Annotated in this window: 12 protein-coding genes; 1 reads left to right on the forward strand and 11 read right to left on the reverse strand. The window is 70.2% G+C overall.

The window, feature by feature from the left end:
- Nucleotides 1-18: 18 nt before the first annotated feature.
- The 11 genes from APZ21_RS25425 to APZ21_RS25475 form a co-directional block, all read right to left on the reverse strand.
- On the reverse strand, nucleotides 19-339 hold the full coding sequence (locus APZ21_RS25425) for a PE family protein (RefSeq protein WP_054815793.1): 321 nt from the start codon (nucleotides 337-339) through the stop codon (nucleotides 19-21).
- A 30-nt stretch (nucleotides 340-369) separates the two neighbouring features.
- Nucleotides 370-1,731: a hypothetical protein gene (locus APZ21_RS25430; RefSeq protein WP_054815794.1), complete on the reverse strand. Its 1,362-nt coding sequence runs from the start codon at nucleotides 1,729-1,731 to the stop codon at nucleotides 370-372.
- 2 nt (nucleotides 1,732-1,733) lie between these two features.
- The gene (locus APZ21_RS25435) at nucleotides 1,734-2,045 is read right to left on the reverse strand and encodes a type VII secretion target (RefSeq protein WP_054815817.1); all 312 of its coding nucleotides are present in this window, start codon (nucleotides 2,043-2,045) and stop codon (nucleotides 1,734-1,736) included.
- Nucleotides 2,046-2,145: 100 nt separating this feature from the next.
- Nucleotides 2,146-2,448, reverse strand: coding sequence for a YbaB/EbfC family nucleoid-associated protein (locus tag APZ21_RS25440; protein ID WP_054815795.1), 303 nt, complete (start codon nucleotides 2,446-2,448; stop codon nucleotides 2,146-2,148).
- Nucleotides 2,445-2,777: a hypothetical protein gene (locus APZ21_RS25445; RefSeq protein WP_054815796.1), complete on the reverse strand. Its 333-nt coding sequence runs from the start codon at nucleotides 2,775-2,777 to the stop codon at nucleotides 2,445-2,447. Before APZ21_RS25445 ends, APZ21_RS25440 begins: the two co-directional genes overlap by 4 nt.
- A gap of 8 nt (nucleotides 2,778-2,785) precedes the next feature.
- Nucleotides 2,786-3,568 carry an ESX secretion-associated protein EspG gene (locus APZ21_RS25450; RefSeq protein ID WP_054815797.1) on the reverse strand — a complete coding sequence of 261 codons (783 nt, stop codon included), beginning with the start codon at nucleotides 3,566-3,568 and terminating at the stop codon, nucleotides 2,786-2,788.
- On the reverse strand, nucleotides 3,565-5,316 hold the full coding sequence (locus tag APZ21_RS25455; RefSeq protein ID WP_156371327.1) for a hypothetical protein: 1,752 nt from the start codon (nucleotides 5,314-5,316) through the stop codon (nucleotides 3,565-3,567). Before APZ21_RS25455 ends, APZ21_RS25450 begins: the two co-directional genes overlap by 4 nt.
- A gap of 332 nt (nucleotides 5,317-5,648) precedes the next feature.
- The gene (locus tag APZ21_RS25460; protein WP_054815799.1) at nucleotides 5,649-6,872 is read right to left on the reverse strand and encodes an antitoxin YezG family protein; all 1,224 of its coding nucleotides are present in this window, start codon (nucleotides 6,870-6,872) and stop codon (nucleotides 5,649-5,651) included.
- A 37-nt stretch (nucleotides 6,873-6,909) separates the two neighbouring features.
- The gene (locus tag APZ21_RS25465) at nucleotides 6,910-7,434 is read right to left on the reverse strand and encodes a DUF6301 family protein (RefSeq protein ID WP_054815800.1); all 525 of its coding nucleotides are present in this window, start codon (nucleotides 7,432-7,434) and stop codon (nucleotides 6,910-6,912) included.
- 33 nt (nucleotides 7,435-7,467) lie between these two features.
- Nucleotides 7,468-7,851: a hypothetical protein gene (locus APZ21_RS25470; protein WP_054815801.1), complete on the reverse strand. Its 384-nt coding sequence runs from the start codon at nucleotides 7,849-7,851 to the stop codon at nucleotides 7,468-7,470.
- Between the two features lie 63 nt (nucleotides 7,852-7,914).
- Entirely contained in the window at nucleotides 7,915-14,247 is a 6,333-nt protein-coding gene (locus APZ21_RS25475; RefSeq protein WP_204249155.1) for a hypothetical protein, read from the reverse strand.
- A gap of 366 nt (nucleotides 14,248-14,613) precedes the next feature.
- On the opposite strand from APZ21_RS25475, the gene APZ21_RS35240 reads away from it, so the two are divergent.
- Nucleotides 14,614-14,819: hypothetical protein (locus APZ21_RS35240; RefSeq protein WP_204249156.1), on the forward strand; the 206-nt coding region annotated here is incomplete at its 3' end.

Raw genomic sequence — 14,819 nt, forward strand, 5'->3', positions numbered from 1 at the left:
CCTGCTTCCTGCCTACCGCTATCCCTGTTGAACGGCGGACCCGTTGAATCCGCCTGCGTTGTCGGATTCCATGCGCTCGAAATCGGCGACCTGCGAACGCAGGCCCGCCGCCAGCTTGCGCATCTCGTGCACGCCGCGGTCGGCGCCCGCGAGGAAGTCGTCGGCGACGTCGTTGGCGGTCAGCGCGGCCCGGCCCGACACCTCGTCGACCCCGGCGGGACCGACGTGCAGTGCGGGCGTGACCGCCTCCAGCTCATCGGTGAGCCGGTCGACCATGGCGTCGAGTGACGTCGCGGCCTTACCGGCTGCGGCGGCGTCGAATTCGAAGGTGTTGCTCACGCTGCTCTCCTCGGTTGGCGTATACCTGCGTCACAAGGTCAGTGCCTTATCGGGCGGCGGCTCCGTGGATGCCACCTCGGCGGCGCCGACCACCGGCGTCGCCACCCCTTCGATCTGTCCGACGACTTCGTCGCCGTGCTGGGCGGTGACCAGCTGGGACTGCACGGCGTCGCTGCCGCCGTCCCCGCCGCGCGCCAGCGACGCGCCGCCCGCGGCTCCCGCACCCATCGGCATGTAGCCGGGCGAGCTGCCGGTGACGGCACTGCTGCTCGTCGTGGTCGTGGTCTCGTTCGCGCCCGCGCTCGCCGCGCCCGCCGCCACGGTGTTGCGGCCCGTCCACGGGCTCAGCGGGGTCGCGGCCGCGGCGCCACCGCCGCCGATCCCCGCACCGCCGACCATGCCCACCGCGCCGAGTCCCCCGCCACCGGCGCCCGCGGCCTCGAGATCGGTCGCGCTCTCGGCGCCGTCGGCGTCGCCCACCGCCGCGCCCGCACCGGCGATCGGATTCGGGTTCGCCGCGGGGTTGTGCGCGGTCGCAAGCGAACTCGCCTGTGCCACCAACGAGGGCAGTGTGCCCGCCATCGAACCGGCGGTGCTGATCAACGGCGTGATCAGGCTCATCAGCTGGGTGAGTGATTGGGCGGAGTCGACACCGGTGGGCGCGTTGGTCACCTCGACCTTCTGGCCCGCCTGCGTCATCTGACCGCTGTGCACGAGCAATTCGGACTTGGTCTCGGCGACGATCGCCAGACCCTCGGTGATCGCCTCGACCGTCGCCGCCACCAACGCGGCCTGCCCGACCGGGGTCAGGGCGTAGGCCGGCGCCGCGGCCAAGGTCGCGGAGTAGCGCGCCATCAGCGCCGCCATCTGCGCCGAGCCCTTCGCGACGCTGCCCGCCGCCTGGGTGAGCACCGTCTTCTCCTCGCCGCTCTGCTTGGCGAGTTCGGCGCCGTCGGCCTGTGCGGCGGTGGCCTTGGTCGCGGCCTGGGTGGCCGCGGCGCTCTGCCACAGCGACATCACCGTCGACAGCGCGGTCGAGCCGAGCGAGGTCACCGTGTTCAGGACCGAGCCGAGATTCGACAGGATGTCGGCCGGATTGGCGGGAACCCCGCCCGCGGTCGGGATCGCGCCGAGTTGCCCGGTGCCGAACGACGAGGCGAGCTGGGCCAGCGGTTGCATGAGCGCGGTCAGATCGATCGTCGGCAGCGGCGGCAGTTCCGGCAGGTGCACGAATTCCGGCATCGGCGGCAGCTGCGGCAACCCAAGGGCGGAGAGCACGTCGCCGACCGGGCGGTCGAGCATCGGCGCGAGCGAACTCGCGCGCAGCAGCTCGAGTACGGTCGGGTCCGGCGACGCGGCGCCTTGGACAGGAATTCCCCCGGGATAACTCATGGCTACCCTGTGGCCGTGGCGATGCCGAGCTTGCCCGCGGTGTCGGCCATCTCGTAGGTGGCGGCGGCTTCCATCGCCGTCAACGCGGTACCCGCGTGCACCGCCGCCAACTGCGCGACCGAGCTGAGGTGGTTGGCCTGCGCGAAGACGAACGACAGCAGGAACTCCTGGCCGATGAGACCGAAGACCGGGACCGCGGCGGCGACCGTGGCCGCCTGATCCACCGCACCCGCCTGCGCGACACCGGCCGCCATCGTGGCCGACGCGCCCGCGTACGCGCGCACCGCATCGGGAACTACCGCAACTTGATTCATGGCCATCGTCCAATCTCGAAACAGGCAACGGTGTTTCGTTACCTTATCTACCCGCCCCGGGCAGTGGCTATTCCTCGCCGAAGTGAAAATCAGTCGAACCTCACGTCTTCGCCTCGTTGAACGCGGTGATCAGCGCCGCGCGCTCGGCATAGGCGCGGGCCACCGCAGCGTGTGCCGTCCGCACCAGCGAACGTTCGAAATCCTCGGGCGTGAGTTTGCCGATCGCACCGGTGAACTCGAGTCCGACCAGTGCGCCGGAACCGTCGACGACCACCGTCACCGCGCCGTCGTCGGAGGTCTCCTCGACCCTGATGTCCGCCGTGGCCTCTTGCAGATCCTGGAGCCGATACAGCTGGTCGCGCACCCGCGCCACCAGGTCGTCCATCGTCTCGATCGTGCTCATATCGACCTCAGCCAGCTCTGCGGTTCGGTGTCGTACTCCTGCTCCTCGACGATCTCCGTCGTGGCGACCTCCGCCTCGGTCGGCAGACCGGTCGCCGACAACAATGCCGGATCGAAACCCGCCTCCGCCAGTTGATTACGCCGCGCCAGCCCGGCCCGCTTGGCCGACTTCCGGCACAGCCGCAGCACCTCCGCCGCCAGTTCGCGCGGATCGCGCCGCAGCTCCGCGGGCTCGACGGCGATACCAACCGGCAGTCCCTGCTCGGTGGTCCGCACCACGATGCTCCCGGTCAGCGAGGACGCGGTGAACTCGGTGGGGAATTCCTCCATCTGCCCTCCTAGGCCCGATCGTCCTTGATGGCGCGCACTACCTCGGCGATCTGCGCGTTGATCAATCCGGTCACCCGGACGCGATCCGCGCCAACCGCGCGCGGCGGAGTACCCGGCACGACCACGTAGCGACCGTCACCGTCGAGATCGCGCCACTCGAGCTGCAACCGCAGCACGCCGCGCGGGCCGAAACGCGACCAGCCCTGCTCCACGCGGATGAGGCCCTCACGTTCGGCAGGCGTCCGCTGGAACGCCGCGGCACGCGCGGCCTGCTCGTCGTCGCTGTGGTGGACCAGCGACCGCTGGTAGGAGTAGTCGAGTTCGGTGTCGGCGGGCTCGTCCAACGGGATCTCCCCGTCCCGGCCGCCCTCGGCCTCGGGCATATTCCGGGCGATCACCTCGCCGAGCGCGACGGCGTCATGCCGCGTGACAACGAAACCCTCGGCGTGATAGACGGTTTCACCCGGCTTCTGGCGAACCATATAACCGACTTCACCTTTGCGCGCCGCGAGCAGCCGTACCGACCGGCCGGGATCGGACAGGTTCTCCCCGCCGCCGTACCCCTGCACGATCACCCGGATATCGGGATGCACCAGCACGTCCACGATCTCGTCGAGATCCCCGCCGCACCGCTGCCGAATATCGGTGTACGCCTCCCGCCGGATGCGATCGCCCTCTTCCGCGCTGCGCGGCGGGCAGGTGTGGATGAAGGGGTCCGGCATGAACTCCTCCTTGACGCCCGCCCACAGCGCATCGAATTCGTCGCCGGTGAACTGCCAGGAGTGCGTCATTGTTCCACGACCGGTCTGGCCACGATGGGCGCCTCACCCAGCGCTTCCTCCAGATGAGTCACCGAGTCGAGGTACTCCGCGCGCTTGTGCTCCTTCTGCTGTCCGCCCTGCCCCGCCGCGCCCATCGGCGACATCGGCATACCGCTCATGGGCGTACTCGAACCGGTCGAGGCCGCTCCGGCACGGAAGCTCGTCTCCGCGCCCGTCGTCGCGACCGACGCGCGCGGGAACAGCCGGGACGCGGCGTCCAGAGTCTGCGCACCGCTGCCCGCGCCGCCCGCCCCCGAGCCGACGCCACCGCCCCCACCGCCGCCACCGCCCTTGCCCGCGGCGCTCATGGCCTTCTTGGCCTGCTCCTGGAGGTCGCTCAAACCGGCCATCCCCGGAATGCCGGACAGTCCCGCCAGCGAATCCAGCCCCGCACCCGCCGCCTGCTGTGCGGCCGAGCTCGCCTGTTCCAGACCCGATTGCAGCGCCGAACCGGCCTGCTGCAAACCCGATTGCAGCGCGGAACTCGCCTGTTCGAGACCGGACTCCAGCGCCGAGGCGCCCTGTTGCCCGGCGGCGACCTGCTGGGCGCCATTGGTGGCCGAATTGCCGGCGGCGCTCTGCGTGGCCGCCTGAACGGCACTGCCGAGGGCGGACAGGCTGGAGCCGATGGCCGAGGACAGTCCCGCGGTATTGCCGCTCCCCGTGCCGGTCCCGGTCCCGGTGCCCGTGCCGGTCCCGGTTCCGTCGCCGGGACCGGGCTTGCCCGCGGTCGGCGCGGTGGGCTCCGGGAACGTGGCCATATGACTGGACGTGGCGTTCACCCCTGGCACGTAGACCGACCACATGACGGTCCTGCCGAGTTTGGCGGCCGCTTCCTTGGCCGCCTGTGCGGCGGCGGGTGAGGTGTAGCACTGGTTCAGCATCAAAGCGGTGGTCAACCCGGTCTGGGTGGAATCCAGCCAGCCCGCCGCGTAGTTCAGCAGTGTCGCGACATTGTCGATCCTCGCGATCAGCGTGTCGTTGCCGTCGTGATAGTTGGTCATCGCCTGGCGCGCCCTGGTGGCGCCACCCGGACTGGTCCAATGCTTCTGGCTTGCCTCGACTTTGGTGTGCAGGTCGTCGAAGCTGGTGTTCAGCGACTTGGAAAGCTGCCGCCACTGCGCGACCGCACCCGCCAGCGAATAGGGCACGCCCCGAATGGAATCGCGAATGCCCGCCAGCTTGTCGTAGTCGTAGGCGCCCGGATCCTCGGCCGTGATGCGCGGTGGATCGTAGGTCACACCATCCAGCAGCGAACTCGGCAGGTTCACCGAGCCGTTGCCGGTGGGATGGTTCGTCACGAAGGGTCCGTAGACGGCCTGCTTGTAGCCCTTGGACTTGGCTTGCTCGATGGTCGTGCGCAATTGGTTCATGTCGACCTGGCTCGAGCTGTCGGCGCCCTTGTAGTGCCGACCGGCCTCCATGAACGTCTCGGCGACGTCGTCGAGGATGGTCTGGTGTTTGGTCAGGATGCCGGTCAGTTCCTCGGCCTTCTTCGAGAACTGCTGCGCCAGCTGATCTCCCGAGAACAGCGAGGAGAACGCCTTCAGGTTCCCGACGAGATCCACCGACAATTTCACGGTGTTCACCTGCACGCGGGCATTGGTCGCCGCGGTCACGAGATCGGGCAATGCCGACGGCTCGAGCAGCAACGCGCCGTCGGACGCGGCGGAACGCAGCCCCGCCCATTCCTGCGCTGAAGATGGTCCCGGTGTCATTCCCGTCAGGCCTCCCTGTCCGCCCAGATCGTCCGCCCAGATCGCCGACGCCCCACCCGACGCCACTGCCCGCGACACCACTGATTCGCCCGGCTCGCAGGTGATTCTACGGTCGGCCGAGTGAATTCCGCGTGTACTGACCAACTCCCGCCGGTTACGGCGAGTCGGCCGGCAATCCCCAGTCCCGGTCAGACGGGTTACGGAAGACTCACCCGACTCGTTGCGCACGCGCCGATACCGGAGCGCCCCAACAGAAGTCTACTCCGCATTCGGAATTCGCGTCCGAGGACGCCATGCCACCAAAATCAGGGGCACTCGCCGAGAATCGACACTCATCGGTCCGCGTCCCGCGCGAGTCCGGCGCCGCGCGTCGCGGCGACCCCCGCGAGCGACAGTTGGAACCATGCGCCGTCGAGGTCGTACCGCTCGCGCGGGAACACCGCGGTCAGCGCCTCGACCGCGACCGCCGCACTCTCCGCGGCCTGCACCAGACCCGGCAGCGCGTCGAGCTGACCCCGGGTCGCCTCGGCGCCCAACAGCCCCGTCAGCAGCTCCGTCACGGTCCGCGTCGACCACATGCCAGGCACGGCGGGGGCGAGATCGTCGGCACCCGGCGAGGCACCGCGATACCAGCGCCCGTGCTCCCACCAGTAGCAGAACGTGAGCATGCCGTTGCCCGCGCGCCGATTCAACACCGGATCGGCGACCCATTCCGGCGCACCGGCATACAGCTGCGGCAACCCGGCCGAATGGTTGTAGGCCGCGTCGAGTTCCGGTGCGTTCCAGATGCCGCCGGAGAGCACCGCGCGGTCGCCCGGCAACAGGCACAGCGTCGAACCGTGATGGGTGGAGCCCTCGAAGATGTGGAAGGCGGGCGAGATCCGCGGACCCCACTCCGACCGGATCGCGACGAACGCCGCGGCGATCAGCGCCCATCGGCGCGCCATCGGTTCCAGCGCCGGGAACTCCTCGTCCGGCGCCGAACCCACGCCGACCCGGCCCGCCGCGGCATCGGCGCGCGCCTGCTCGGCCGCGACCTCCGGGCTGCGCGTCTGCCGACCCTCGTTGCGCACATACGCCGCCAGCCACACCGGCAGCCGATCGCGCGGATAGATCTCCAGATCGGTGCGATACACCGTTGGCGCGAACAGCTGATCGTCGGGAAACGGCTCGTCACCGTAGTCGAAGTCGACCTCGAGATGACCCGAACTCGTCATCGTCAGCAGATAACGCCACCACGGACCGTCACCCAATTCCGCCGACAGATGCCGGTGTTCACGCAGCAGGCCGAGCAGTTCCTCGGTGGGGAACACGCGCGCGACCCGGTCCACGTCGTCGCCGAACACGATCAGCGAGACCTCCGCCGCCGCGGTCATGGCGAAACTCGCCTCCACCCGCCGCCACCCCGCGGGCCCGAGCGCGCCGACCTCGCGGGCGATCCGATGGCTCAGCTCCGCCGCTCGTTCGGTGACGTCCTCGGCCTTCGCCGCGGCCGCCGCGGCCAGCCGGAAACCCACATCGGGCTCGGTCAGGTCGGGGGACTGCTCCCCTGCCATCGGTCACTCCTCTATTCGCACTGCTCGTCGCATCCGGTCACAGCAGACCCTGGTCTTCCAGTTCGATATTGCGGTCATCGGCGGCCAGGCGCGCGTTGGTGATCCACCACAGCAGCACCGAGACCGGGGTCCGCTGAAGCATCAGCGTCACCTCCGGGCCTGCCCAGCGGACCCGCGCGCCGTCATCCGGCCTCGAATCGTCCGGTGCGCCGATGGCCGCGGCCACAGTCGCGACCGCCTCGTCGAATATCCCGGCGACCCAGGCGTGTCCCTCGGGCGTGTCCGCGGCGAAATCGCTCAGCCGCACCTCGATCCGCACGACCCGACCGTCCTCGGCATGGAATTTGCCGCTGCCCGGACCGAATCCCGTATCGAGCAGCACCCAGCGATCCCGGCTCACCAGCGTGCGCCAGCCCATCGCCTCGGCCACCACGGGAGCGTCGGTGAGATGCCAGGACGCGTCCAGCGCACGCAATCTGATCACGAGACCGGTCAGGTCGGCCGCGGCGATCACGCGCGGCGAAGCACCGCCCGCGCGACCCGCTCCGGCGACATCACCCATGGCTCATCCGCTCCTCGCTGCCCGATCCGGCCATCAGAAGAATGCCATCACGGCATCCTCGAAATCCGGATCGTCGACGTCGACGGCGGGCGGCACGTAGCCGTGCTCGCGCACCCGGGCCACGAACTCCGGCGGCAACGCCAGCGGCCGGTCCGCCAGATACTTCAGCGAATCGACCCGCCAGATCCACACACCGTCCGAATGCAGCGACGAACCGCCCTGGATGTAGCCGTCCCCGGTCACCAGATCCTCGACCGACTCCATCACGTCCAGCACACCCGGCGCGGTGTGCATGTAGTCCAGGATGCGAGCGCGATCCGGTTCCACCGCATCGGTTTCCGCGGTGCGCAGCGAGGGCAGCTCCGCGTGCCCCTTGCCGTACATCTCGCGGTACATCGCCACCGGTTTCAATTCCACTGCGCTTCCCTACTGTTCGTCCACCACGAGCACACCGCGATCGTCGCGCCACTTCACTCCCGGTCACTGGAAGATCGTCGTCCGGCGGGTCGGGTCGGCCGCCACGTCGCGCACCAGCAAGCCGAGATCCAGCTCCGGCGGCAGCGACCGGTAGGACAGTTCGCACCGCACCTGCCCGTCCGTCAGCACGGCGAACCGGGTGATACGGCCGGCGGATCGGTCCCACCCGACCTCGACCGCACCGTCCAGCTCGAATGACAGGTTGCCGACGCGCAGGACCAAACTACCCCCGTCACGGTAGAACACCACCGGTACGTCGCCGAGATTGGCGTAATACCCCGCGGGCCGCGCGTGCGTCGACTGGGTCGCGTGCAATGTCCCGGTTCGCGGGTCGAACTCGGCCGAAAGCCCGGCCCCCGCGAACGGACGCACCAGCAGCGATTGGATTTCCGACGGCGGCCGGTACTCCGGCATCCGCCGCGCGCCCGGCCCGCTACCGCCCTGTCCCATGCCGTTGACCGGCGGCATCACCGGCGGATACACGCCACCGTTGGCATTGCTCCCGCTGCCGCCGTTCACCTGGCCGCCGTCGTTCGGATAGCCCTGGGTGGGCGACTGCGGGCCGTGCCACGACGGGTGCTGCGCGGGCAGGTGTGATCCCCCCGGGGGCAGGTTGTCCGGGGAGCCGTTCGAGTACCGATCCGGTGCCGGTCCGTACCGGTCGCCCGAATGTCCGCCGGGCGAGTGCTTGGCGGGCGATCCCCAAGCAGGCGGGTTGCCGTCGGATTGTGCCGAGCCCCACGGAGGCTGATCGACCGGACCGCTGCCGGACCAGCCATCGGGCATGGGGGCAGGCGTCTGCCCCCACGGGGGCTGAACGGGATTGCCGCTCGAAGGCGGCCAATTGTCCGGCGGGAATTGCTCCGGCCGCGCCGATCCCCACGGACGCCGACCGGTCGGATCACCATCGGGCGGCGTCCCCCAGGCAGACGCACCGCTGGGACCACCACCCGGGGAGCCCGGACCGGGTGTGCTCGACCCCCACGGCGGCTCGCCGTCAGCCGAGACGCCAGGCGAACGCCAACCGTCGGGCGGGAACGGCCCGGAAGACGTCCGACCACCCGAACCGCCGCCGGGCGGCAACCAACCCTCGGGCGGGAATCGATCGGGAGGCATCGGCGACCACCGAAGTCGATCTCCCGAACCACCGCCGGGCGACTGCCAACCCTCGGGTGGGAACCGATCCGGCGTCGGCACCCATGGCGGTCGACCGTTCGGGTCACCGCCGGGCGACTGCCAACCCTCGGGTGGGAACCGATCCGGCGTCGGCACCCAGGTCGGCGGCGCCGGGGCGGTCGGTTCCGGGTCCGTTGGCACCGGGTCGGTCGGCCACGGCGGGAGCGGAGGCAGCGTCGGCGGTTCCGTCGGGATCGGCGGCACGGTCGGGTCGGGCAGACACGGGCCACCCGGCGGGCACTGGGGATCGTGGGGACACGTCGGGTCGGGTGGGCTGGTCGGCGGCTCGGTCGGAACCGGCTGCCGCGGGGGTTCCGGTTGCCGCGGAGGCACCGGCGGTTGTTGCGGAGGCACCGGCGGCTCCGGCGGTCGCGGAGGTTCGGGCGGAGGCGTCGGCGTGGGCGTGGGCACCGGCCAGTCGGACCCGTCGAACGGCGGAACCTCTACCTCGTAGTCCTTCTCGTGCTCCCGATGCTGAATATGCGAGCGCAGCGCCCACCCCGGCACCTGCCGACGCCGCCGTGGCCCATCGGCATCGGGATCGCGCACCGCGCCCCGGTCATCCCCGCCGCCGCGCTTGCGACCATCGGCCTCGTCACCTTCACGGCGTCGACCGGTATCACCACTGTCATCGCCGTCACCGACACGACCACGATCACCACCGCCGCGCGTCGACTCGTCACCGGTGTCACCATCCGGCAGTCGACGAGATTCGGCCGAATCGTCGGCGCCGCGTGTCCGATCCGTATCGCCGGCGCCGTCCGGCGCGCGCTGATGATCCGGCGCGTGCGCCGCCGAGTCGCCGCGCCCGAATCCCAGGTCGAAGGGCTTGTCGACGTCGCCGCTCCCATCGGGGTCCCGCCGGTCGCCCGCATTCTCCCGCGTTCCCGCCGCATCGGCCTCACCCGACTCCGACGCCCCGACCTCGGTCGGACCGAGCCGCCGCGGGGCGCTGCCATCACCGGCACCGCTCACCTGCCCGTTTCCACCGGCCGGGCGACCGTTCGTGGCGGCTCGACCGTCGGCATCGGAGGAGGTTCCCGCCGTGGGCGGAACCGAACCGGATCCATCGTGACCGCTCGGCCGCCGCGGCTCGCCCGGGACAACCGCGCGGGTCGATCCGTCGCCGGCCACGGGCGGAGCGTCCGTGGTCGGCGCACCCGGTGCGGTATCGGGATCCGACCCGTTGGTCGCTCCATCGGGCACCACCGCCGAAGACGCGGAGCCGTCGGAAACATCGACCGCCGGACCGGTTTCGCGGTCGCGCGCGTCCACCCCCGGGTCACCTGGACGAGAGCCGTTCTGGTCGTTCACATCCCGATCGCTCGAAGGCGAATCCCTCGGCAGGTCGGGATGTGTCGGGGATCCGTCCGAAGACGGTGACTGCCGCGGCGCTCGCGTATCCCGGATATCGGGCCGGGTCGGCGGCCCGCCGGAGGCAGGCGGAAGTTGCGGGGTACGCGATCCGGGCGGGACGGCGGGAGGTTCGGAGGGCGGCAGGGCCGCGTCCGTCGGGCCCGCGGGGAGTCCGTCCGTCGGCGGTAGGGCCGGGTATCCGCCCGCGACCTGCGGGTTTGCGGGTTCGGGGGCCTGTGGTTCGGTCAGCAGGGCGCGCAGTTCGGCGATGTCGGCGAGCCGTTGGCGGATCTCGTCGCGGAGTTGTTCGTGCACCTCGGCGAGCTGTTCGAGGGTCAAGCGCTCGTGCTTGTCGATGCGACCGTCGCGGAACAGTTCGTAGACCTCGGCGAAGCGTTGGCCGGTCGCGTCGGTGAGGTCTACGCCGAGCAGGCGAGCGTAGTCACGGCTCGGGCCGGGCAGCGCGCCTTCGGGAACCGGGGGCAGCGGCCCGGTATCGGACAGGTCGGTCGCGCCGACCTCGCGGAGGAAGTCGAGTGCGTCGCGATCGTGGACGGGTGGGTCGTCGCCCCTTGCCCTCGGATCGGTGGCGGGGTCGTAGACGAGATCGTTGGTGTAGGGGTCGATCGCGCCGAGTGCTCGCACGTAGTCCGCGAGCGGACGGGTGAGGTCATCGAGGTCGCCGCGGACCATGCGGTTGGCGATGGCCTCGGCGAGAGCGTCGGCGCCCGCGCGCAGTGCGCCGCGTTCCAGGCCGAGATGGGGGGCGAGCGCGTCGCGGGCCGCGTCAACGGCGGCGGCGTCGACGGAGCGCAGCTCCTTGGCGTAGGCGGCGAGGTCACTGATCTGCTGATGCCTGCGGGCCGACCGCGTGTCCGGGTCGCCGAGCGTATTCGCGACGACCTCGGGAGTGAGGTCCTCGGCCTCGACTCCGAGCCTGTGCGCGAGCGCGCTGCGCGCGTCGTGCAGGTCGTTGAAGGTGTCGATGGCGTCCGCGGACAGCGCGAAATCCACGAGCGCTTCGACCTGCCGCGCGCGCACCTGGTTGGCGCGGTCGAGATCGCTCAGCAGCGCGCGCAGATCCTCACCCGACATGGCGGTCGGGTCAGCGATGCCGAGCCGCCGCGCCACCTCGGCGATATCGGACCGGATTTCGGCCGCCGACCGCGGTTCCCGCCCGAACGGAGTCGTGTCATCCTGCGCCGCAGGCAGATTGGCAGCCGGTTCGGCATTCGACGGCGGCGGGTCCACCATCCGCCACGGGCCGATCCCCTCCCGCACCATCGTGACGTCGACGGTGCGACCGTCCACCTCGGTGCGCACGTGGCGCACATCGGGCGGGTCGAGTTCGACCATGTGCACACGTCCCGCGTCGTCCAATGCGACGGCGCGGATCTCGATGCCGACCTCGCCCCGGTTCAACCGCTCGATGAAATCCGGGTCCGCACCGGCCAGCGCGCGCGCCAGAGCTCGCTCGTGTCCGGCCCCGGTATCGACTATGGCGATCCGATTGTTCTCCTGGTCGAGTATCAGGCGGTCACCCGAATCGGCGGCTTCGAAATCCGCTACCCGGCGAGTGAATTCGTCGAGCACGCCGGCATTTCGATCCAATTCCGCGCGCAGCCGAGCCATTTCGGCGTCACGGTCCCGAGCGAGCGCTTCGATGTCGACGCCCGCCAGATGCGCCCATGCCGATCGTTCGTCACGCAATCCATAACGGCGCAACGCGTTTTCGAAGTACTTGCGCAGCCCTTGGTCGCGTCCGGGCTGCTCGGTATCCTCGAGATCGTCCCAGTGCCTGACCCATTCGCCACCGTTGTTGACTCCACGCCAGTCCAGCATGCGGGTATCGCCGCCATTGGCCGCGATGACCTCCTTGAGGAAATTCCCCAGCGGATCCTTGCTGCCGAAACTGGTCGACCGATACGGGGTGTGCGCGTTCTCCTCGTCGAAGCCGCGCGCGGCGGCCTCGAGTCCCTGGATCACGCCGTCGCGGCGCAGCAGTCGGTATTCGCCCTCCGCGACGGCGCGTCGCAGACCCTCGGGACTGAAATCGGTGAGCTGAATGCCGAGTTCGTGGGCGAGCGCCTCGAGCGCGGCGGCGTCGGCGAGGCGCTGACGCACCGCGTCAACGACATCCTCGGCCCAGGGCGGCAGCGGTTCGGCGGGTTCGACGGACGCGTCGCCGGACCGCGGAACTTGCACCGGGTCCTCGTGTGAACCGGAGGGCAACCCGCGATCGCGGCCTTCGGGCAGTTCGTTGTCCCCGCGGCTCTCCGGCTCGAGCAGATGATCGAGTCCGGCATCGCGCAGTTCCCGCTCTATCCGACGCCGCAGCTCCGGGTCGGCGTCGGATATCCACGGCTTGTATTCGGTGCCGTCGACATTGCGCAGCGGCAGGAATTCCCCCGCGTGGTCGGCGATCCGCGAGGAAAGGTGCTTGAGAATAGGCACCAGTTCGCGGTTCTGCCACATGAGCACACCCTCTTTGAGAATGCGCGCCGGGTTGAACTTGGTCTGCAACTGCTCGTATTCGTCGCCGTGCGGACCGTGCGGAGTCGGGTCCTTCTCCTTGGTGAGCGGCAGACCGGCGCCGTGACCGAGTAGCGACTGACCGGAACTATCGATACCGGAACCCGAGGGATACTTGGGGTATTCGCCCCAGTAGCCGTTGTTCATCCGATCCCAGAGCCTGCGCAGCCACGACTTCTTCGGCGCGACCTCGACCGCCTTCTCGAGGCCCGGCGCGGGCGGGGCCACCCGTTCGACGGACTCGAAATGCCAGGAGTCGGGTCCGTCGGAGACCAGCCGGACCAGCATCCGCTCGCCATCCACCTCGATCGACAGGCAGCGGTCGTCGAGAGCGGAGGCGAGCAGATCCGACAGATGCGCCAGATCGGCGGCATCGCGAGCCACACCCGCGCGCAACCGGGCGATATCGTCGGCGGCGCGCGTCAGACCGGGATCGGTGGGCAGGCCGAGCCGGTTCGCCCGCCGCCGCGCACGCGCCTCCAACTGCGCCCGCGCGAGCGGATCGGTCGCCTCCTGGGCGCGCCGCACGGTCTCGGCGAATGCCTCGATCGCCCCCGCCCGCATGAGCTGCCGATACCGGTGTGCGTCGATCGCGCCCGGATCGGTGGGATCGACACCGAACCGGGTGGCGAGGCGCTCGGCCACCCCCTGCGCCGACTCCACCCGCGGCGTGCTCGGATGCTGCGCGGGGCCGTCCCCCGCGGGCAACAGCGCCGAGGGTCGCAGCGGAAGTTCGCCCGCCTCTGGCTCCGGTGCCGCCGACAGTTCTTGCCGCGCATCGTCTTCCAGCCCCGCTCGGCGCAGTTCCTCGGTGATTCGCTCGCGCGCCTCGGGGTCGCCCTCGAAACGCCAGGCTTCGTAACCGTCCTGCACCTCGTCGAGATCGAGGGCCTCGTAGTCGTCCGGGTACCGCATAGGCGCGCCCAACACGGCGTCGGGATCGAGTGCGCCGTCGAGGAATCCGCGCGCCCGCGCCATATCGGCGATCTCCGCCAGCGCACCCAGCGGATCGGGCAGTCGCGTGAGCGCTTCGCCCAAACCCAGCGCTTCGGCCAGCCTGCGAACATGCTCGGCCTCCGCATCGGTCAGCGGCGGTGTGTCGTCGTGCACCGAGGGCGGCAGATCCGCCAGTTCCCGCAAGAACTTTCGCGCGTCATCGAGGAAGTCACCGTGCCGCGTCGCCCGGTCCGCGGTATCGTCCGCGCCGTTCGGATGCGTCGAGTCGAGACCGTTCTCGCCGATCGGTTCCAGTTCGCCTGCGGTTGCGGGCAAACCGCGCCGCGGCTCGCGATGCGGTTCCTCCGGTTCCGGGCTCAGAGCGGGCGGCGCGTTCGACGGCGGTTTCGACGGCGGACCGGCGGGTGCGGGCCGCGGACCGTCCGGGTCCGCATCGTCATCCCCGCGCCCTCCATCGTCATCCGCACCGGCTGATTCGTCACCCTCGCCATCGGAATCCCGGCGCGTCGGATACGCGCCCTCGCCCCGCGCACCTTCCGAAATCGCGGTGCCCTCGCCGTCTTCGCCCCCGTCCGGGCGCGTCCCCTCGGTACCGCCCGCACGCTCGACAAGTTCCCCGAACCGCGCGTCCAGCGCACTGCGAAGCGCGTCGAACTCCCGCTGCGCCTGCAAATAAGCCTCGTGAGCGGCAGCGTCCGCCGCAGCCTCCTCCTCGGAGACGCCGCGCGAAGTCTCGGCCAATTCCGCACGCAGCCGGTCGAACTCCGCCTGCGCACGCCGATACGACTCCAACGCAACAGCATCCGCCGCCGCCTCGGAATCGACACCATCCGGCCGCGTCGCCGACTCCCCAACGCCCCCACCCGCACGATCGAGAAGCTCACCGA

The organism is Nocardia arizonensis (genome assembly GCF_001310275.1).
Classification (GTDB): Bacteria; Actinomycetota; Actinomycetes; order Mycobacteriales; family Mycobacteriaceae; genus Nocardia; species Nocardia arizonensis.

Excerpts from the sequence above, each read along its gene's own strand:
- APZ21_RS25440 (WP_054815795.1), bottom strand. The coding sequence starts at position 2,448 with ATGAGCACGATCGAGACGATGGACGACCTGGTGGCGCGGGTGCGCGAC.
- APZ21_RS25450 (WP_054815797.1), bottom strand. The coding sequence starts at position 3,568 with ATGACGCACTCCTGGCAGTTCACCGGCGACGAATTCGATGCGCTGTGG.
- APZ21_RS25435 (WP_054815817.1), bottom strand. The coding sequence starts at position 2,045 with ATGAATCAAGTTGCGGTAGTTCCCGATGCGGTGCGCGCGTACGCGGGC.
- APZ21_RS25430 (WP_054815794.1), bottom strand. The coding sequence starts at position 1,731 with ATGAGTTATCCCGGGGGAATTCCTGTCCAAGGCGCCGCGTCGCCGGAC.
- APZ21_RS25460 (WP_054815799.1), bottom strand. The coding sequence starts at position 6,872 with ATGGCAGGGGAGCAGTCCCCCGACCTGACCGAGCCCGATGTGGGTTTC.
- APZ21_RS25455 (WP_156371327.1), bottom strand. The coding sequence starts at position 5,316 with ATGACACCGGGACCATCTTCAGCGCAGGAATGGGCGGGGCTGCGTTCC.
- APZ21_RS25445 (WP_054815796.1), bottom strand. The coding sequence starts at position 2,777 with ATGGAGGAATTCCCCACCGAGTTCACCGCGTCCTCGCTGACCGGGAGC.
- APZ21_RS25465 (WP_054815800.1), bottom strand. The coding sequence starts at position 7,434 with ATGGGTGATGTCGCCGGAGCGGGTCGCGCGGGCGGTGCTTCGCCGCGC.